Origin of the sequence: Streptomyces antibioticus, from assembly GCF_002019855.1 — a bacterium.
In the GTDB taxonomy this organism is placed as follows: Bacteria; Actinomycetota; Actinomycetes; order Streptomycetales; family Streptomycetaceae; genus Streptomyces; species Streptomyces antibioticus_B.
This window is the reverse complement of sequence record NZ_CM007717.1, coordinates 3,392,217-3,410,308: the sequence shown is the minus strand read 5'-3', so window position 1 is coordinate 3,410,308 and position 18,092 is coordinate 3,392,217. Positions and strand designations below refer to the sequence as shown.

The following is an 18,092-nucleotide window of genomic DNA, read 5'->3' as shown; positions in this document are numbered from 1 at the left end:
CCGGCCTCATTCCTCCCGTACGGCGCTCAGCGGGCCCGTGCCCAGCGTCGTCGCCCCGTTGCCGCCGCCGGGGCCGCCGGACGTGCCCTCGATCGTCGTGCCGCCGTCGGTGGTGGAGCCGTTGCCGCCGGTGGAGGTGCCGCCGTCGGCCGTCGTACCGCCGTCGGCGGTGGAGCCGTCGGTGGCGCCCGTGGTGGTGCCCGCACTGGCGGTGGGCGTGCCGCCGTCCGTGGCGCCGCCGGTCTGGCCCTGGGTCTGCCCCTGCGTCTGGCCCTCGGTGGTCTGCCCCTGGTCGGTCTGTCCGCCGGTGGTGGCGTCGGCGTCCGGGCTCTGGCTGGGCGACTGCGCGGCGGGCGGCGCGGACGGGTAGGCGGACTCCTCGGCGCCGTCCTGGAGCTGGAGGCTGAAGTCGCTGGCGGGCGTGCCCTTGAGGGCTTCCTTGGTGAACTGGGCCCAGATCTCGGTGGGCGCGCCGCCGCCGTTGATCCGGGGCAGGCCCATGGCGCCGTAGAGGGACTTGTGGGCGGCGGTCTCGGGGTCCTGGCCCATGACGGCGACGACGGTGGCGAGGTCGGGGGTGTAGCCGGCGAACCAGGCGGCCTGGTCCTCCTCGGCGGTGCCGGTCTTGCCGGCGGCCGGGCGTCCGGCGGCCTGGGCGGCGGTCGCCGTGCCGTTCTGGACGACGCTGCGCAGGACGGCGGTGGTGGTGTCGGCGGCCTCGCGGCTGATGACCTGGGAGGACTTCGGCGAGGGCAGGTCGACGACCGAGTCGCCGTCCTTGGTGACCTTCTTGACCAGCGTGTACGTGCCGTGCCTGCCGTGGTTGGCGAGGGTGGCGTACGCCTCGGCCATGTCGAGGACGCTGGCGGTGGCCGTGCCCAGGGCGATGGAGGGGTACGGCTGGAGGTCGGGGGTGTCGGCGGGCAGGCCGAGGGCGACGGCGGTCTTCTTGACCTTCTCGGGGCCGACGTCGACGGCCATCTGCGCGTACACCGAGTTGACGGACTTGTCGGTGGCGGTGCGCACGGAGATGTCGCCGTAGTTGACGTCGTCCTCGTTGGCGGGGGAGTAGGTGCCGCCGGGCCAGCCCTGGACGGGGCGCTTGTTGGTGCCGTCGTAGACCGTGTTGGGCGTGATGGGGCGGCCGTCCTGGGTCTCGGAGCTGTGCTGCACGGCCGAGGTGAGGACGAACGGCTTGAAGGTGGAGCCGACCTGGAAGTCCCGGCGGGTGGCGTTGTTCGTGTACTGCTTGATGTAGTCGATGCCGCCGTAGAGGGCGAGGACCTCGCCGTTCTTGGGGTCGACGGCGGCGCCGCCCGCGCGCACGTACGTGTCGACCTTGCGGTTCTTCTTGTCGAGCTTGCTCATCAGCTTGTCGTCGACGGCCTTGACGAACGCCTTCTGCTTCTTGCGTTCCAGCGTGGTGGTGATGCGGTAGCCGCCGGCCTCCAACTGCTCGGAGGTGACGATCTTGTTGGTCTTGAGATAGTCCTTGATCGCGGTGACGAGGTAGCCGCGCTGGCCGGACATGCCGGTGTCGGCGCCCGAAGTCTCCTTCGGCGTGGGGAACTTCATGCCCGCGCGCTCGGAGGCGTCCAGCCAGCCCTTGGTGACCATGCCGTCCAGGACGTAGTTCCAACGGGCCTCGGCGGCACGCCTGTTCTCGGGATGGGCGGTCACGTCGTACTCGCTGGGCGCGTTGACGAGCGCGGCGAGGTAGGCGCCCTGGGCGGGGGTGAGCGCGAGGGCGTCGACACCGTAGTACGCCTTGGCGGCGGCCTGGATGCCGTAGGCGTTGCGGCCGAAGTAGCTGGTGTTGAGGTAGCCCTCCAGGATGTCGGCCTTGGACTTCTCGCGGTCCAGCTTGATCGCGATGAAGAACTCCTTCACCTTCCGGGTGACCGTCTGCTCCTGCGCGAGGTAGTAGTTCTTGACGTACTGCTGGGTGATCGTCGAGCCGGACTGCTTGCCCTTGCCCAGCGCGGTGTTCCAGCCGGCCCGCAGCATGGCCTTGGGGTCGATCGCGGACTCGGTGTAGAAGTCGCGGTCCTCGGCGGCGAGTATCGCGTGCTGGGCGTCCTTGGAGATCTGCGAGAGGTCGACGGACTCACGGTTGATCTGGCCGTCGCGGGCGATCTCGGTGCCGTCGGCGTACAGATAGACGTTGGACTGCTTGGTGGCGATCGCGTTGGCCGGCGGGATCTTGACCATGGAGTAGCCGAGGAAGAACAGGCCGACGAGGAGCAGGCAGCCCAGGACGAAGGTGCTCAGCACCATGCGCCAGGTGGGGATCAGCCGCCGCCACCCGGTGCGCTTGACCCGCTTCGGCTTGGCGCCGGCTGCCTCGGGCGCACCCGGTGCCGAGCCCTCGGTCGGCTGCTGCGGCTGTGGCTCGTCGCTCATGTGCTGCTCGGACTCCCGTTTCGCGTTGTGCGTCCCGTACGTCTCGTACGGTGCAGTACGTCTCGTACGCGTTCTGCGCCCCCTGTTGAAGACTCTCGCACCAAGCGTTCCGTTCCCGGCGAGCGGCACGCGTTGCGGGGAAAACGCGTGGCAGGCCGCCGCGGTCGCGCATTAGGCTCCTGCGCTTCGGTGTCTTTTCGGGTCTTCGGTGTCCTGCGTGGCTTTCGTGTCTTTCGGTGGCTGCACTGTCGCAGAGGGAGACCAGCGGGCGAGGAGGAAGGTTGCGGTGGGTTCGGCGCGGTTGTACACGGCCGTCGCGGCGGGGGGTTTCAGACGGTACGCGACGTATCGGGCGGCCACGGCCGCGGGGGTGTTCACCAACACCGTCTTCGGTCTGATCCTCGTCTACACGTACATCGCGCTGTGGGACGAGCGCCCTCACCTGGGCGGTTACGACCAGGCGCAGGCGGTGACGTTCGTGTGGCTGGGGCAGGCGCTGTACGCGACGCTGGCGATCCAGGGCGGCGGTTTCGAGGCCGAACTCATGGAGCGGATCCGCACCGGCGAGGTGGCGACCGATCTGTACCGGCCGGCCGATCTCCAAGTGTGGTGGCTGGCGGCCGACTTGGGGCGTTCACTCTTCCAGCTCATCGGGCGGGGCGTGATCCCGTTCACGTTCGGGGTGCTGTTCTTCCCGACGGCGCTGCCCGACGATCCGCTGCGCTGGCTGCTGTTCCTGGTCGCCGTGGTGCTGGCGATGGTGGTGAGCTTCGCGATCCGCTACCTGGTGGCGCTGAGCGCGTTCTGGCTGCTGGACGGCACGGGCGCCTCGCAGGTGCTGATGGTCACGGGCATGTTCTGCGGCGGGATGGCGCTGCCGCTGAACGCGTTCCCGGGGGCGCTCGGGGAGGTCGTACGGCTGCTGCCGTGGGCGGCGCTGCTCCAGATGCCGGCGGACCTGCTGATGGGGGAGGCGGACTGGGCGTCCGTCCTCGCCTTCCAGGCGGGGTGGGCGGTGGCGCTGCTGGCGGTGGGCCGGCTGGTGCAGTCGGCGGCGACCCGGCGGGTGGTGGTCCAGGGTGGCTGAGAGCGGGGTGCGGGAGAGCGGGGTGCGGGCGCTGGAGGGGGTGCGCGCCTACGGGCTGATCGCCGGCATGTGGATCCGCTCCACGCTGGCCTACCGGGTGTCGTTCGCGCTGACGGCGCTGGGCGGGCTGGTGGTGACCGGGCTGGACTTCGTCGCGATCCTGCTGATGTTCGCGCAGGTGGACGTGCTGGGCGGCTACACGCTGCCCGAGGTGGCGTTCCTGTACGGGCTGTCGGCGACCTCCTTCGGGCTCGCGGACCTGCTGATCGGCTCGGCCGAGCGGCTGGGCCGGCGGGTGCGGGACGGCTCGCTGGACACGCTCCTGGTGCGTCCCGCGCCGGTGCTGGCGCAGGTCGCCGCCGACCGGTTCGCGCTGCGCCGGCTCGGCCGGGTCACCCAGGGCGCGCTGGTGCTCGGGTACGCGCTGATCGCCCTCGACGTCGACTGGACGCCGGCCAAGGTGCTGCTGCTGCCGGTGACGCTGGTCAGCGGGGCGGCGATCTTCGGCGCGGTGTTCGTGGCGGGCGCCGCGTTCCAGTTCGTGGCGCAGGACGCCTCGGAGGCGCAGGCCGCGTTCACCTACGGCGGGCAGACGCTGCTCCAGTACCCGCCGACGGTGTTCGGCAAGGAGCTGGTGCGCGGGGTGACGTTCATCGTGCCGCTGGCCTTCGTGAACTGGGTGCCGGCGGCCCATGTGCTGGGCCGCCCCTACCCGTTGGGGCTGCCGGGGTGGACCGCGTTCGCGCCCCCGCTGGTCGCGGCGGGCTGCTGCGCGCTGGCCGGGCTGGCGTGGCGGGCGGGGCTCAGGTCGTATCGCAGCACGGGCAGTTGAAGGGAGTCGGACATGCCGGAGCGTGGCTTCATCGAGGTGGACCGGGTCGAGAAGGTCTTCGACGTGCGCCGCAGGACAGGTTTTCTGCGCCGGGAGGTGCGCCGGGTGCGGGCGGTCGACTCGATCTCCTTCACCGTGGCGCGCGGCGAGATGGTCGGCTACATCGGCCCGAACGGCGCCGGGAAGTCGACCACGGTCAAGATGCTGACCGGGATCCTCACGCCGAGCGGCGGCCGGCTGCGGGTGGCGGGCATCGACCCGTCGCGCGAACGGACCCGGCTGGCCCACCGGATCGGGGTGGTGTTCGGGCAGCGCACGACCCTGTGGTGGGACCTGCCGCTGATCGACTCCTACCGGCTGATGCACCGCATGTACCGCATCCCCGACGCCCGTTACCGCGAGAACCTCGACCGGCTCGTCGAACTCCTCGACCTGGGCGCCCTGTTGGACGTACCGGTGCGGCAGCTCTCGCTCGGGCAGCGGATGCGCGGCGACATCGTCGCGGCCCTGCTGCACGACCCGGAGGTCCTCTACCTGGACGAGCCGACGATCGGCCTCGACACGGTCTCCAAGGCCCGAGTACGGGAGTTCCTGCGGGAGTTGAACACGGAGCGCGGCACCACGGTGCTGCTCACCACCCACGACCTCCAGGACATCGAGCAGCTCTGCTCCCGGGTCATGGTCATCGACCACGGCCGGATGGTCTACGACGGCGCGCTCACCGGACTGCACGAGGTGGGCGGCGCCGAGCGGACCCTGGTGGTGGACCTGGAGCGGGAGCTGCCGCCGATCGACGCGGGTCCGGCGGCCCGGGTGGTGAAGGTGGACGGGCCCCGGCAGTGGCTGGCGTTCCCGGCGTCGGAGTCGGCGGCCCCGCTGGTCGCCCGGATCGCCGCCGCGTACCCGCTGCTGGACCTCTCCGTCCGGGAGCCCGACATCGAGGCCGTGATCGCACGGGTGCTGTCGGTGACCGGCGGGGCGCCCGAACCTCCGGCGGAGCGGGAGACCGTAGTGCCCGGCGCTCCCAGCTCGTAGGCTGCTCCCATGAGCGACGACGCACGTGCGGACCTCCGCGCCTCCGACGCCGACCGTGAGCGGGTCGCCGAGATCCTGCGGGACGCCCTCGCCGAGGGCCGGCTCGACATGTCCGAGTTCGAGGAGCGCCTGGAGCAGACGTACCAGGCGCGCACCTACGGGGAGTTGACCCCGATCACCCGCGATCTGCCGGCCCCCGGGGTGACCCCGCCGCCGGTGGTCTCGCTGCGCAAGGACGCGGCCGTGGACGGCGGCCGGGACGAGGACTGGAGCGGCCGGATCGTGGGCGGCGAGGGCTCCTCGACCTGGGCGGTCGCCGTCATGTCGGGCTTCCAGCGCCGGGGCCGCTGGACGGTGCCCCGGCGGTTCAACTGCTTCGCGTTCTGGGGCGGCGGTGAACTCGACCTGCGCGAGGCGAACTTCGCCGACGGCGAGGTCGTGATCAACTGCGTCGCGATCATGGGCGGGATGCAGATCGTGGTGCCGCCGGGCGTGGAGGTCGTCGTCCGCGGCATCGGGGTCATGGGCGGCTTCGACCAGCGGGAGGCCGGGATCCCGGGCGACCCGGGGGCGCCGCGCGTGGTGGTCACCGGGTTCGCCTTCTGGGGCGGGGTCGGTGTCGAGCGCAAGCAGACCAGGGCGGCGCGGCGGCAGGCGAAGCTGGACCGCAAGGCGGCGCTGCGCGAGCTGCACGCCGACTTCCGGGACGACGTGCAGCAGGCCCACCGCCGGATGCTGGAGGGCCACAAGGACGTGCTGCGCGGCCATCGCGAGGAGCGGCGGCGCGAGCCGCGCTACGAGGACTGACCGGGGTCTCTGCGACGCGCGGCTCGTTCCGGCGCCGTCGGAGCCTGCCCGCTCCGGGTTCTCTCAGAGCGCGGCCGTCGCCGAGCCCTTCAGATCCGTCAGGTCGATCGCCTCGGCCAGCTTGCGGTAGCCCAGGTCGCTGGGGTGAAGACGGTCGCCGGAGTCGTACTCCGGGCGCAGGCTGCGCGGGTCGTAGGGGTCGCGGAGCGCCTTGTCGAAGTCGACGACGGCGTCGAACACCCCGCCGTCCCGGATCGCCGCGTTGACCTGCTGCCGTACGGCCTCGCGGGCGCCGCTGTAGCCGCGGTGGCCGCCGAACGGGGTGAGGGTGGTGCCGACCGCCCGGACGCCGCGCGCGTGGGCCCGCTCGACCAGGGCGCGCAGCCCGGTCACGATCGCGTCGGGGTCGGCGAGCCGCCGGTTGCGCAGGATGTCGTTGACGCCGAGGTCGATCACGACGACCTTGACGTTGGTCCGGCCGAGGACGTCCCGGTCGAGCCGGGAGAGGCCGCTGGGGCCGCCGCGCTCCCGGCCGTCGGCGAGGACCTGGTTGCCGCTGATGCCCTCGTTGGCCACGCCGTAGCGGGGCACGTCCGCGCCGGTGGCGGCCGCCGCGCGCAGCCGTTCGGCGAGGATGTCGGGCCAGCGGCGGTCGGCGCCCTCGGTGGCGGTGATCCCGTCGGTGATGGAGTCGCCGAGGGCGACCAGGGTGCCGTCGGCCTCGGGCCCGAGCACGTCCAGCGCGGTCAGATACCGCCAGTGGGTGCCGGCCGCGGTGAACGCGGTGCCCGTGACGTCCTCGGTGTGCTCGCCGTCGGCGGTGAAACCGGTCTGCCGGGCGTGCCGGTGGAAGGTGACCGGCCCGGCCGAGGTGGGCGTGTAGACGCTGACGAGGACGTCGGAGTCGGCCGGCAGCGCCACGGCGACGGTGTCGCTGACGGCCTGCCCGCCCGGCGCCACGACGACCGTGGTGGCCCCGCCGAAGGTGAGCCGGCGCAGGGTCCCGGCGGCCGCGGCGGGGCTGTCGTCGGCGGCCGCGACGGCGAGCGTGGCGTGGGTGACGGTCAGCGGGCGGGTGCCGTACAGGTTGGACAGGGTGACGCGGGCGCCGGTGCCGCCGACGCTGGTGTGCACGAGGTTGCGGACCGTGCGGCCGGCCGTGCCGAGGGTCTCGGTGCCGGGTTCGGCGCCGTCCGGGGCGGCGGCCCAGGTGGTGGCCCAGACGCCGGTGGAGGCGGGCTGGGCCGGGTTGTGCGGGGCGGGGGGCGCGGCGAAGGTGTCCGGGCGGGCCGTCCCCGCGTCGGCGGCGGCGTAGATCCCGGCGGACACGGCCACGATCACGGCGACGAGCGCGGACAGCAGGGCATAACCACCGCGGTGCCTGGTCATGCGGGTGCGGGTCTCCTCGGTGCGGGGAGCGGTGGGCTCCGGGAACAGATCAGGAGTTCGCCGTTGAGCCCCCGTCTGACAGACGTCGGGAACTCCTGATTCGTTCCAGGAGTCGCTCAAGTGGGGACCTCATGGGGTACCGCACGGGGTACCTCAAGTGGGGACAATGGCCGCGGACCGCCCGCGGGGACCGGAACGTGTGGCGTCGAACGGGTGGAGTCGAACGGGTGGAACCGATGGAACGCACGCAAGCGCAGGCCGAACCCGCCGTGGCGGGGGCGCCCCGCACCATGAACGTCTTCAGCGCCGCCGACGAGGAGAAACGCCGCGGCGTACGGCGTATGAAGATCACCGCGACCGGCCTGCTGCTGTTCGTGGCGCTCGTCTACGCCCTCGCCGAGTGGGCCTCCCACCAGGGCGCGGGCCCCTGGGCGGGCTATGTGGCGGCGGCCGCCGAGGCCGGCATGGTCGGCGCGCTCGCCGACTGGTTCGCGGTCACGGCCCTGTTCCGCCACCCGCTGGGCCTGCCCATCCCGCACACCGCGATCATCCCGAACAAGAAGGACCAGCTCGGCGTCTCGCTCGGCGAGTTCGTCGGCGAGAACTTCCTCTCCCGGGACGTCGTACGGCAGCGGCTGCGCACCGTCGGCATCGGCAGCCGGCTCGGCGGCTGGCTGGCGGAGCCCGAGCACGCCGACCGGGTGACGGCCGAACTGGCGACCGCCCTGCGCGGCGCCCTGGCCGTGCTGCGCGACACCGACGTCCAGGCGGTGGTCGGCGAGGCGATCACCCGCCGGGCCGACGCCCAGGAGATCGCGCCCGGCCTCGGCAAGCTGCTGGAGCGGATCGTCGCCGACGGCGGTCACCGCAGGGCCGTCGACCTGGTGGTGTCCCGGGCGCACGACTGGCTGGTGTTCCACGGCGACTCCGTGATGGACGCGGTGCAGGGCGGCGCGCCCGGCTGGACGCCGAGGTTCGTCGACAAGCGGGTCGGGGAGCGCGTCTACAAGGAGCTGCTGCGGTTCAGCGCGGAGATGCGGGACATGCCCTCGCACCCGGCGCGCGCCGCCCTGGACCGCTTCCTCACCGACTTCGCCTCCGACCTCCAGTCCGACACCGAGACGCGGGCGCGGGTGGAGCGGCTCAAGGGCGAGGTGCTGGGCCGCAGCGAGGTGCAGGATCTGATCGCCTCCGTCTGGACCGCCGTACGCTCCATGATCGTGGCCGCCGCGGAGGACGAGCGCAGCGAGCTGCGGCTGCGGGTGCGGGCCTCGCTGCTCTCCCTGGGGGCCCGGATGGCGACCGAACCCAAGGTGCAGGAGAAGGTCGACCGCTGGGTGGAGGGCGCGGCGGTGCACGTCGTGACGACGTACCGCAAGGAGATCACCTCCCTGATCACCGACACGGTGGCCGGCTGGGACGCCGAGCACACCACCCGCAAGATCGAGGCGCACATCGGCCGGGACCTGCAGTTCATCCGGATCAACGGCACGGTGGTGGGGTCGCTGGCGGGGCTGCTGATCTATACGGTGGCGCGGGCGCTGGGGGCGTGAGGGGGGCTTTGTCGTCTGGGGCGTCGGGGACATCGGGGGCGTGAGCGTGTGCGGGGCGAGGGTGTCGGGGGTGTGGCGGGTGTCGGGGGCGTGATCACTCCGGCCCGGGGAACCTGGTCTGCGTTCCGCTCTCAAGGAGGAGGGGCGCCCCATGACCACCGCCCGGGCCGCGACCGGCCGTACCGTCACCACCGACATCCCCGCGCGGCTCGACCGGCTGCCGTGGTCGCGCTGGCACTGGACCGTCGTCATCGGCCTGGGCACCGTATGGATCCTGGACGGCCTGGAGGTCACGGTCGTCGGCAACATCGCCGGACGGCTCTCCGAGCCCGGCAGCGGCCTGCCGATCACCTCGGGCCAGGTCACCGGTATCGCCGCCGCCCTGTACGTGGCGGGCGCCTGCATCGGCGCCCTGTTCTGGGGGCGGCTGACCGACCGCTGGGGCCGCAAGAAGCTCTTCATGATCACCCTCGCGGTGTATCTGGGCGCCACCGCGCTGACCGCGATCTCCTTCGACACCTGGTGGTTCCTGCTCTTCCGCTTCCTCACCGGCTTCGGCATCGGCGGCGAGTACGCGGCGATCAACTCCGCGATCGACGAGCTGATCCCGGCCCAGTACCGCGGCCGCGTCGACCTGATGATCAACGGCAGCTTCTGGCTGGGCGCGGTGGCCGGCGCCCTGCTCTCGGTCGTCGCGCTGAACACCGACCTCTTCGCGGCGGACGTCGGCTGGCGGCTGACCTTCGCGCTCGGCGCCGTCCTCGCCCTGGTGATCCTCCTCGTACGACGGCACGTCCCGGAGAGCCCGCGCTGGCTGCTGATCCACGGGCGGGACCGGGAGGCGGAGGAGATCGTCGCCTCGATCGAGGAACGCGTCACGGCCGAGCGCAGTGAGCCGCTGCCCCGCGCCGAGGGTGAGCTGGTCATCCACCAGCGCGAGAGCACGACCTTCGCCGAGATCGCGCGGACCGTGTTCGGCACGTACCGCAGGCGGGCGGTGCTCGGCTTCTCCCTCTTCATCGGCCAGGCGTTCCTCTACAACGCGATCACCTTCGGCTTCGGCGCGATCCTGACCACGTTCTTCGACGTGCCGAGCGGCAACACCGGCTACTACTTCGCCGTCATCGCAATCGGCAACTTCTGCGGCCCGCTGCTGCTGGGCAAACTGTTCGACACGCTCGGCCGCCGCGTGATGATCTCGTCCACGTACCTCCTGTCCGGCCTGCTGCTCTTCGGCACGGCCTGGCTCTTCGACCAGGGCGCGCTGAGCGCGAGCACCATGACGGCGTGCTGGTGCGCGGTGCTGTTCTTCGCGTCGGCCGGCGCCTCCAGCGCCTACCTCACGGTCTCCGAGATCTTCCCGATGGAGACCCGGGCCATGTCCATCGCCTTCTTCTACGCCCTCGGCACCGCCGCCGGCGGCATCAGCGGCCCGCTGCTCTTCGCCGACCTCACCGGCACGGGCAAGGTCGGCGACACGGTCCTCGCCTTCCAGATCGGCGCGACGCTGATGTGCGCGGCGGGTCTGGTGGCGGCGTTCCTGGCGGTCAAGGCGGAGCGGCGGTCCCTGGAGGACGTGGCGCGTCCGCTGTCGGCGGCACCGGCGACGGCGACGGCGGCGGCAGAGGGTTGAGCCTGAGGTCTGCTTCGTGTGGGGGGGCGGGGGGCGCTCAGGCCCCGGTTCGGGGGTCTCAGGCCCCGGTGGTCGACCCCGGCCGTACGATCATCAGCACGGTCACGGTCGCCCAGAGCAGGTTGAAGATCCCGGTGAACATGGCGAGCCGCACGGTCACCGCCGCGTCCCCGCCGCCCTCGACCAGCGTCTCCTGCCGGGGCAGCACCAGCACGAGGAGCACCCCGGCGGCCAGCACCGTCAGCACGGTCGACGCGATCAGCCAGGCGTCGCCCATCACCCCCATCGCGCTCGCCGTGGCGAACCCGAGGACGGGCACGGCGATGCCGACACCGGCGTACACCCGGCATATCCGGTGCAGCAGATGCACGGTCCCCACCGCCCGCTCGTCGTCGGGCGCGGCCAGGGCCCGGCGGGCGGCGGGCGGGAACATGCTGGCGGCGACGGTCACGGGGCCGATCGCGACGATCGCGGCGAGGACGTGGAGAGCGAGGAGCAGTTTGGTCACGGCCCCGACGCTAGACGGCACGGGGACGGGGCAGAAGTGGCAGGAGTGCCAGGGTCCGACGGATTCTCGCCAGGGGGCGGCCTAGGATCGTGGGATGCACACGGTGGCCGTACTCGCACTCGACGGAGTGATCCCCTTCGACCTCTCCGCCCCGGTCGACACCTTCGGCTGGGCCCGCCTCCCGGACGGCAGGGAGGCGTACGAGGTGAAGGTCTGCTCGCCGAACGGCTCGGCGGACGTACCGGCGGGCGGTTTCACGATCCGCGCCCCGTACGGCCTGGAGGCGCTCGCGGAGGCGGACACGATCGTGCTGCCGGGGGTCACCGAGCCCCCGCCGGTGCTGCCGCCGGGCGTCACGGAGGCACTGCGCGCGGCCGCGGCGGACGGCACCCGGATCGCCTCGGTCTGCGTCGGCGCGTTCCTGTTCGCCGCCACGGGCCTGCTGGACGGACTGCGCGCCACCACGCACTGGATCGCCGCGCCGGACCTGGCGGCGCGCTACCCGAGGGTGACGGTCGACCCCGACGTCCTCTACGTCGACAACGGCCAGTTCCTCACCTCGGCGGGCGCGGCCGCGGCCCTGGACATGTGCCTGCACATGATCCGCCGTGACCACGGCTCGGCGGTCGCCGCACAGGCCGCGCGGATGGCGGTCATGCCCCTCGAACGGGAGGGCGGCCAGGCCCAGTTCATCGCCCACGACATCCCGCCGGCCCCCGCCGGGGCGGCCCTGGAGCCACTGCTGACCTGGCTGGAGGACAACTGCGGCGAGGACCTGACCCTGGACCGCATCGCCGACCGGGCCGGCATGAGCACCCGCACCGTCAACCGCCGCTTCCGCGAACAGACGGGCACGACGCCCTTGCAGTGGCTGCACCGGGCCCGCGTCCGCCGCGCCCAGCACCTCCTGGAGACGACGGCCCACCCCGTGGAACTCATCGCCACGCGCACCGGCTTCGGCTCCCCGACGGCGTTCCGCGAACGCTTCCGCAAGGTGACGGGGACGAGCCCACAGACGTACCGCCGGGCTTTCCGCTCGGGGCGGGTGCCGATGTGACGGGATGCCGGGGTGCTGCCTTGGGGGCGGGGACGGGGGCGGACGCGACGGGGAGCGGGGGTCCCTCGTCGGGGACGGGTGCCGACGCGACGGGGAGCCGGGCCGGCTCACCCCTGCCGGTCGGCCACCGCCCAGGAGGCGAGCGCGACGGCACCGGCGACGCCGAAGACGGCCGGCCAGGCGCCCACCTTCTTGGCCAGCGGATGCGACCCGGCGAACGCGGCGACGTACGCGACACCGAGCGCCCCCGCGGCCTTCCCGCCGGCCCGCCGCTGCCACTCCCGCCCGGCCGCGGCCCCGGCGACGGCCAGCACGACCCCGCCCAGTTGCCGCTTCTTCGTCCACCGGGCCACGCCGTACCCACCGACGAGCCCACCCGCGGCGATCAACGAACCGGGAACGGAACCCCTGGCCATACCTGCCTCCTCCTGAAACGGTCGGAACGCCCTGACCGCTCCTGAGGCTAACGCCCCGATCCGGACCGCGGCCGCTGCCCCTTCCTGTCGACGACGGCCCGCTCCAGCACGGCCCGGGTGTCGAACACGGTCCCCGCGCTCCCCATGGCGGAGTCCCGGCTGAGGACCGTGCGCTCACCGAGGTAGGCGAGGGTGTCGGGATCGAAGATCCACTCGGTGCGCAGCCCCATCCGCGTGTCCTCGCGGGCGATCGCGATGCCGTGCCGCCCGGCGGCGTCCACCGCGTCGTCCACCTCGGTCACACCGGGGATGCGTGCGGTGGCCCGGTAGATCGCGGCGGCCGTGGCGGACGGCATGACCTGCTCCCGGACGAGTTCGCCGATCCGGTCGAACACGGCCTGGTCCTGATCCTCTCCATCCTCCACGGGCGTCTCGGCGTAGATCCGCTTCAGCAGCGCGGCCGGGTCGGTGGGGAGCGAGGCGAGCCAGGCGTAGGTGGGCCGGTCGATACCGGCCGTCTCCCCGTCGGAACCCTCGGGCACCAGGATCCGGATCGGGAAGTCGTCGCCGTTCTCGCGGATCAGCCCGTACTCCACCAGGGGCCCCTGCTCCTGCGAGAACCACGCCTCCCGGTCGTGCAGCGACCCGGGCCGGACCGGCTGCTCCCAGTCGGCCTCGTTCTCGGCGACCCGCGTGCGGACGTACACGAACTGGCCGTCCCGCACCGGCTCGACGTCCGTGCGCAGGGCGACGGCGGCGATCCGGTCGAGGGTGACGACGGCACCGTGACCGCCGTGAGCGCCGGTGCCCGCCGTGGCCGTGGCGCCGTGACCGCCGTCCGGCCCGCGCTGCCCGGTGACGAGCCCCACGGTCAGCGTGGCGGCCACCGCGACGGCGACGGATGCGGCGAGCAGAACGGGCCGGGCCGGCCGACGGGTCCGCGCGGGAAGCGTGGCCGTCTCCGTCGTCGCCGGGTCCGCACCGTGTCGTTCGCGATCGATGAGCTGCATGAGTACGTCCTTGTGGTGGGAGTGAAGCTCAGGAGGCAGCCCCCGCTCGACGGGACCGGCGGGCACCAGTCGCGCCAGTTCCGCGCGCTCTTCCTGCTCGGATCCGGCCGGGTCGGCGTTCATCGGGTCTCCTCCTGAAGGGGAAGGGCCGCGAACGCGGCCTCACTCTCCACCTCTCCGCGACGGGAGCGGGGTTCCGTACGTCCCGCGGTTTTCCGGGCCTCCTTCTCGACGAACTCCCGCAGCCGCTTGCGCGCCCGCGACAGCCGCGACCGTACGGTGCCCACCGGCACCCCGAGCGCCTCGGCGGCCTGCGCGTAGTCGAGCCCGCCCCATACGCACAGGGCGATGACCTCCCGCTCGTGCCGCCGCAGCCGCCCGAGCACCCGCCGCACCTCGGCCAGCCGCCGGGCGTCGTCGATCCGCCCGGCGAGGTCCTCGGCGAAGTCGCCGACCACCTCCTCGGTCCGCCGCGACAGAAAGGCGAGCCGCCGCCGGCGCCCCCGCTCGGCGTTACGGGCCTTGTTGGTGGCGATCCCGAACAACCAGGACCGCAACGACCCCCCGTCCACCGCCACATCACCCCGCGCCCGCCAGGCCGCCAGAAACGTCTCCGACATCACCTCCTCGGCCGCGGACCAGTCCCCGGTCAGCCGCAGGGCATGGTGATAGACGGCTGAGGCATACCGCTCGTACAACTCCCCGAACGCCTCCCGCTGCCCCGCCCGCACCCGAGCCCGCAACAACCCGTCATCGTCACCGCCACCGTGGGAACTCACACCCGTACCTCTCCGCTCCCGGAGGACAGTTCCGGTGGCGTGGCTCACAACGAAGCCCGTGTCATCGGCGGACGTACGCCGTCCACGTCACGTCTCGCAATCCCGCGAACGCGAGAACGCCACGGGCCCGACTCGCCTGGACGAGGATCCAACGCGCCCTTGCGCGCGGAATGCAGGTCCCGAGCACATCGACGTCACACCAACTCGGCGAGAACGTTCTCCAGAGCCGGGACCTTGGGATCTTTGGACGTCATGTCGTCGATGACACGATCCGAGCCGCTTCCCGTGCTGTAGAAGCCCTTGCACCAGTAGGTGTGCCAGGGAAGCTTCAGGTCCGGAGCGGTCGCCCACATGCCGGACACGGTCTTCGTCCCCTTCACACACTTGACGATCTCCACCGCCACCTGCCCGAAGGCCGTCCGCACGGTCTCCGTGCTCCACCCGTTCTCACGGGCGTACTGCACAGCGCTCTCAGCACTCGTAATGGTCGCCATAGCCGCACATATTGGCGTGCCGCCCCGGTGTACGTCATGCGCCGTCACTCTGCGGAGGTGCGGTGCCTCAGGGCACGTATGAACGAGAGCCAGGGTTCGCTTCCGAACGCCACCACGGGCACTCCCGATGTCTTCGAGTCCCGTACTAGGGCGCCGTCATCGGGCAGTGCGCACTCGACGCACTCTCCTCCCGCACCGTGCTGTGCGAAGACGTGAACCACACCCGACCGCCGTCCGCGTCGGACATTGCAGGACTCACTTGGCGTATTCCTTCAGGGCCGTTTCGATCAGATGGGTCGAACGTCGAGGACTCAGGACTGCCGCCCGCAGTCCGTCGAACGCCCGGGTGTACTCACGCACATGATGCTCGCCCTCCAGGTAGACGGCATCGGTGATGCCGTCCCGGTAGACGAGGTCGGGATCCTCCGGAGCGGGAAAGCCCAGCATGGTGAACGACCCCGTGACCGGACAGGTCCCCGAGTCGAACGGGAGGACCTGAAGGGGGCACGGGTGGCAATCGGGCCTCGCCGTCTCGATGAACGAGGTGCGGCTGCGCATCGAGGTCCACGACCCCGACCCTCGCGCAGCTTCCCACCCTCCTGGACGCGGGCGCGGAATCGTTGACTGCCCCGGGGTGGAGCGGGCCGAGGCGTTGTTGGAGTTCCACTGCGCCGGCTCGGTGTCGGTGCGTCCTCCCGGTCGCAACCGGCCGAGTCCTCCTCTGGCTCGGTGCGCACGGCTGCGACGACGTGGTCGAGGCCCTCGATCGTGCGCAGTCCGACTACGAGGCACGACCGCACGCCGTCGTCGGATCGCCCCGGTCCGGGGCGTGACTCACCGAGGCGCGGGTGTAGGCGCGCGGCCGAGGCGTTAGCCGGCCACTAGACGATCGAGCGGGATGTTGTTGTGCCCGCAGCTCGTCTCCGGCAGCTCAATGCAGGCGTGGCAGGCGGCGAGGTTCGTCCCGTCGCACGGGACACCCGTGCGGCATCGAGAGGCGGCGGCTGAACCCCCGCCGTGAGCTGGTCACAGAGTGGCGCGGATGCGTAGCAAGGTGCCTGCGTCGTCAGGGGCCCCGCGTTCATGGAGATGCAACGCCACCTGGATGACGTCCTGATGACTCTGGTCCCGTCCGTAGATGTGGATGAGGTTGTCGGCAAGTTCCCGTTCCTGCTGGTGGCGCAACAAGCACATGAGCGAAGCGATCTCTGCATGACTCAACGTGCGCACCGTGTGATGCAAGAGTGACAACATGCTGCCTTGCCGGCTGCCTCCCTGGAGGGCGCCAGCCTTGGCGGCGATGTTCCCGGCGGCCCGCTCGGCTGAGGCAGTCCGCTGCCGGTCCCTTGCCGACGGGGGGACCGGCAGCGGATCTGGCTGACTTGCTGCGGCTGCTGCCGGACGGGATTCGAGGCCGGCTCGCCTTGCCGCCATGGAGGCGAGCCGAGAGCTCAGCCGCGCAATTTCTGCCCTGAGGCGGTCAACTTCGGCCTCTGAGTGGTCACAACGTTGCTGCAGTCGATCTCGCTGTACCTCCAGGGTGCCGAGTTGCTGGGTGAGACGCGCCACGGTGGATCGCTGATGTGTGCGCTCGGCGGAGATGTCCGCTGACCCGAGGTCTGCAGCTGGGAACTGCGGACCGTCCTCCCTGGATCGTGCTAGCTGCTCAAGCTCCGCGCGCAGTGTCACGCAGCTGTCGCAGTGGTCCGCGTTCGCCCGGTCTCGCAGATTCCGCAGGTCGGCGAGTGTGATGTCGGCAGGGAAGTCGCTGGCCGCGTCCTCGCGGGCAGATGCGTGTATCAGCGCCAACAGCTCCATTGCTGGAACGGAGTATCCGCTTAGGAATCGCGAAAGCGACGTCTCGGAAATCCCGAGACGTTTTGCCGCTTGTGCCTGGGTTGGCTTTAGGATGCCCTTTTTTGCTCCGCTTTCACCCGTCAAGTGGCGGCATAGCTGCTGAATCCGCAGCGCCAGCTCCCGCTTCCCGGGCGGAACGTCACTGCTGATGGCCTTAGCTACCCAGCTCTGACCATGCTCTACGCGTGTCATGTACTGATCATCCCTAGCGTCCGCATGCCGTTTGTTGCACGGCCGGTCCGGGGTCGGAGCTGCCGTGCTGTCGATTGTGCCGCAGGCGGGCGGAGTGTACTTGCTGTTTTTGTCGCAAGAGTTATGAGCTTGACCTCGCACGGATCGGGCATGCGAGAATTTTCTCAGGCAATCACTCGTGGCGCAGTAATAACATCACGCAGCGGTTGGCTGGGGTGGGGCCCTGGCGCACTTTATGTGCGCTTTGGGGGCAGTTTGTTTTGGTGGCGGCCTATGGCTGGGTTTGTCGCCTGCTATGTCGTTGCTGTCGTTTAGCGGATCTGGAGGATCAAGAAATGACCCTGCCGTCTTGGCAGAGCGAGAACCTGGGAAGCATGGCGCGTACGGCCTTGTGGCTTCTTCAGGTTGTGGGGGTGGACGGGACGTTCACGAAGGTCGAGCTGCGCGAGGCGTTTCCGGACGTCGCGCAGATTGACCGGCGGCTGCGGGACCTCCGGGATCACGGCTGGAAGATTGACACGAGCCGTGATGATCCGACGTTGACGCAGCAGGAGCAGCGTTTCGTCGCCGCCGGAGCGGAAGTGTGGCTCCCGGGCAAGGCTAAGGCGCCGAAGCACAAGGCGAGCATCACGGCGGCGCAGCGGGCCAAGATCCTCGCGGCTGACAGCTACATGTGCCGCGCGTGTGGCGTTGCCGCCGGCGAGCTCTACGAGGACAGCATTACTCCGGCCGTACTGAACATTGCCCGGCGCAAGGTGCTGCTGCCGGATGGTTCGACGGATTACCAGACCGTGACGGAGTGCAAGCGGTGCGGCGCGGGGGGCAGCGAGCGGACGGTGGAGCTGGCTCAGGTGCTGGCTCAGGTGAATGCCCTCGCCCCGATGGAGCGCCAGGTGCTGACTGCCTGGATCGAGGCTGATCAGCGCACGCTTGGGCCGTTGGAGAAGGCGTGGGGTGTCTACCGCAGCCTCCCTGAGAACGCGCGCAAGGCCGTGGCCGCCGCGCTGGCCGGCGACAACGACTGACGGAGCGGAGACAAC

17 protein-coding genes and 1 pseudogene are annotated in these 18,092 nt (G+C 71.2%); 8 read left to right on the top strand and 10 right to left on the bottom strand.

Annotation, left to right across the window (positions count from 1 at the left end):
• Nucleotides 1-6: 6 nt before the first annotated feature.
• Nucleotides 7-2,403, bottom strand: a complete 2,397-nt coding sequence (locus tag AFM16_RS15125) for a transglycosylase domain-containing protein (protein WP_030780189.1) — start codon at nucleotides 2,401-2,403, stop codon at nucleotides 7-9.
• Nucleotides 2,404-2,689: 286 nt separating this feature from the next.
• Between AFM16_RS15125 and AFM16_RS15120 the strand changes: the two genes are divergently transcribed.
• The 4 genes from AFM16_RS15120 to AFM16_RS15105 all read left to right on the top strand — a co-directional run bounded on the left by AFM16_RS15120 (nucleotide 2,690) and on the right by AFM16_RS15105 (nucleotide 6,164).
• The gene (locus AFM16_RS15120; protein ID WP_078633628.1) at nucleotides 2,690-3,490 is read left to right on the top strand and encodes an ABC transporter permease; all 801 of its coding nucleotides are present in this window, start codon (nucleotides 2,690-2,692) and stop codon (nucleotides 3,488-3,490) included.
• Between the two features lie 67 nt (nucleotides 3,491-3,557).
• A complete protein-coding gene (locus AFM16_RS15115; RefSeq protein ID WP_179123374.1) occupies nucleotides 3,558-4,322 on the top strand; it encodes an ABC transporter permease in 765 nt (254 codons plus the stop codon).
• A gap of 12 nt (nucleotides 4,323-4,334) precedes the next feature.
• A complete protein-coding gene (locus tag AFM16_RS15110; protein WP_078633627.1) occupies nucleotides 4,335-5,357 on the top strand; it encodes an ABC transporter ATP-binding protein in 1,023 nt (340 codons plus the stop codon).
• Nucleotides 5,358-5,366: 9 nt separating this feature from the next.
• Nucleotides 5,367-6,164 carry a DUF1707 SHOCT-like domain-containing protein gene (locus AFM16_RS15105; protein ID WP_078633626.1) on the top strand — a complete coding sequence of 266 codons (798 nt, stop codon included), beginning with the start codon at nucleotides 5,367-5,369 and terminating at the stop codon, nucleotides 6,162-6,164.
• A 63-nt stretch (nucleotides 6,165-6,227) separates the two neighbouring features.
• Here the strand turns inward: AFM16_RS15105 and AFM16_RS15100 are convergent, their stop codons facing one another.
• Nucleotides 6,228-7,553, bottom strand: a complete 1,326-nt coding sequence (locus AFM16_RS15100) for an SGNH/GDSL hydrolase family protein (RefSeq protein WP_078633625.1) — start codon at nucleotides 7,551-7,553, stop codon at nucleotides 6,228-6,230.
• A gap of 236 nt (nucleotides 7,554-7,789) precedes the next feature.
• Between AFM16_RS15100 and AFM16_RS15095 the strand changes: the two genes are divergently transcribed.
• Nucleotides 7,790-9,106, top strand: coding sequence for a DUF445 domain-containing protein (locus AFM16_RS15095; protein ID WP_078636962.1), 1,317 nt, complete (start codon nucleotides 7,790-7,792; stop codon nucleotides 9,104-9,106).
• Between the two features lie 151 nt (nucleotides 9,107-9,257).
• Nucleotides 9,258-10,739: an MFS transporter gene (locus tag AFM16_RS15090; protein ID WP_078633624.1), complete on the top strand. Its 1,482-nt coding sequence runs from the start codon at nucleotides 9,258-9,260 to the stop codon at nucleotides 10,737-10,739.
• A gap of 58 nt (nucleotides 10,740-10,797) precedes the next feature.
• On the opposite strand, the gene AFM16_RS15085 is transcribed toward AFM16_RS15090, so the two are convergent.
• Nucleotides 10,798-11,247 carry a hypothetical protein gene (locus AFM16_RS15085; RefSeq protein ID WP_030780166.1) on the bottom strand — a complete coding sequence of 150 codons (450 nt, stop codon included), beginning with the start codon at nucleotides 11,245-11,247 and terminating at the stop codon, nucleotides 10,798-10,800.
• A gap of 94 nt (nucleotides 11,248-11,341) precedes the next feature.
• On the opposite strand from AFM16_RS15085, the gene AFM16_RS15080 reads away from it, so the two are divergent.
• The gene (locus AFM16_RS15080; RefSeq protein WP_078633623.1) at nucleotides 11,342-12,304 is read left to right on the top strand and encodes a GlxA family transcriptional regulator; all 963 of its coding nucleotides are present in this window, start codon (nucleotides 11,342-11,344) and stop codon (nucleotides 12,302-12,304) included.
• A 107-nt stretch (nucleotides 12,305-12,411) separates the two neighbouring features.
• On the opposite strand, the gene AFM16_RS15075 is transcribed toward AFM16_RS15080, so the two are convergent.
• From AFM16_RS15075 to AFM16_RS39030, 7 genes and pseudogenes are all read right to left on the bottom strand, one after another.
• Nucleotides 12,412-12,720: a hypothetical protein gene (locus AFM16_RS15075; RefSeq protein WP_078633622.1), complete on the bottom strand. Its 309-nt coding sequence runs from the start codon at nucleotides 12,718-12,720 to the stop codon at nucleotides 12,412-12,414.
• Nucleotides 12,721-12,767: 47 nt separating this feature from the next.
• Nucleotides 12,768-13,853, bottom strand: a complete 1,086-nt coding sequence (locus AFM16_RS15070; RefSeq protein ID WP_078633621.1) for a CU044_5270 family protein — start codon at nucleotides 13,851-13,853, stop codon at nucleotides 12,768-12,770.
• The gene (locus AFM16_RS15065; protein WP_078636961.1) at nucleotides 13,850-14,473 is read right to left on the bottom strand and encodes an RNA polymerase sigma factor; all 624 of its coding nucleotides are present in this window, start codon (nucleotides 14,471-14,473) and stop codon (nucleotides 13,850-13,852) included. The genes AFM16_RS15070 and AFM16_RS15065 overlap by 4 nt, the downstream gene beginning before the upstream one ends.
• Before the next feature lie 230 nt (nucleotides 14,474-14,703).
• A complete protein-coding gene (locus AFM16_RS15060; RefSeq protein WP_030780151.1) occupies nucleotides 14,704-14,973 on the bottom strand; it encodes a hypothetical protein in 270 nt (89 codons plus the stop codon).
• 74 nt (nucleotides 14,974-15,047) lie between these two features.
• Complete coding sequence (locus AFM16_RS15055) at nucleotides 15,048-15,224, bottom strand: DUF397 domain-containing protein (protein WP_306293472.1); 177 nt, start codon at nucleotides 15,222-15,224, stop codon at nucleotides 15,048-15,050.
• A 34-nt stretch (nucleotides 15,225-15,258) separates the two neighbouring features.
• A pseudogene (locus tag AFM16_RS15050) lies at nucleotides 15,259-15,504 on the bottom strand (Scr1 family TA system antitoxin-like transcriptional regulator); the annotation flags it as partial.
• Between the two features lie 525 nt (nucleotides 15,505-16,029).
• Nucleotides 16,030-17,052, bottom strand: coding sequence for a helix-turn-helix domain-containing protein (locus AFM16_RS39030; RefSeq protein ID WP_143648362.1), 1,023 nt, complete (start codon nucleotides 17,050-17,052; stop codon nucleotides 16,030-16,032).
• Between the two features lie 335 nt (nucleotides 17,053-17,387).
• Between AFM16_RS39030 and AFM16_RS15040 the strand changes: the two genes are divergently transcribed.
• Nucleotides 17,388-18,077 (top strand): KpnI family restriction enzyme N-terminal domain-containing protein, encoded by a 690-nt coding sequence (locus tag AFM16_RS15040; protein WP_030780142.1) that lies wholly within the window; start codon nucleotides 17,388-17,390, stop codon nucleotides 18,075-18,077.
• Nucleotides 18,078-18,092 lie beyond the last annotated feature (15 nt).

Excerpts from the sequence above, each read along its gene's own strand:
- AFM16_RS15125 (WP_030780189.1), bottom strand. The coding sequence starts at position 2,403 with ATGAGCGACGAGCCACAGCCGCAGCAGCCGACCGAGGGCTCGGCACCG.
- AFM16_RS15115 (WP_179123374.1), top strand. The coding sequence starts at position 3,558 with ATGTGGATCCGCTCCACGCTGGCCTACCGGGTGTCGTTCGCGCTGACG.
- AFM16_RS15110 (WP_078633627.1), top strand. The coding sequence starts at position 4,335 with ATGCCGGAGCGTGGCTTCATCGAGGTGGACCGGGTCGAGAAGGTCTTC.
- AFM16_RS15105 (WP_078633626.1), top strand. The coding sequence starts at position 5,367 with ATGAGCGACGACGCACGTGCGGACCTCCGCGCCTCCGACGCCGACCGT.
- AFM16_RS15100 (WP_078633625.1), bottom strand. The coding sequence starts at position 7,553 with ATGACCAGGCACCGCGGTGGTTATGCCCTGCTGTCCGCGCTCGTCGCC.
- AFM16_RS15095 (WP_078636962.1), top strand. The coding sequence starts at position 7,790 with ATGGAACGCACGCAAGCGCAGGCCGAACCCGCCGTGGCGGGGGCGCCC.
- AFM16_RS15090 (WP_078633624.1), top strand. The coding sequence starts at position 9,258 with ATGACCACCGCCCGGGCCGCGACCGGCCGTACCGTCACCACCGACATC.
- AFM16_RS15080 (WP_078633623.1), top strand. The coding sequence starts at position 11,342 with ATGCACACGGTGGCCGTACTCGCACTCGACGGAGTGATCCCCTTCGAC.
- AFM16_RS15075 (WP_078633622.1), bottom strand. The coding sequence starts at position 12,720 with ATGGCCAGGGGTTCCGTTCCCGGTTCGTTGATCGCCGCGGGTGGGCTC.
- AFM16_RS15070 (WP_078633621.1), bottom strand. The coding sequence starts at position 13,853 with ATGAACGCCGACCCGGCCGGATCCGAGCAGGAAGAGCGCGCGGAACTG.
- AFM16_RS39030 (WP_143648362.1), bottom strand. The coding sequence starts at position 17,052 with ATGACACGCGTAGAGCATGGTCAGAGCTGGGTAGCTAAGGCCATCAGC.
- AFM16_RS15040 (WP_030780142.1), top strand. The coding sequence starts at position 17,388 with ATGACCCTGCCGTCTTGGCAGAGCGAGAACCTGGGAAGCATGGCGCGT.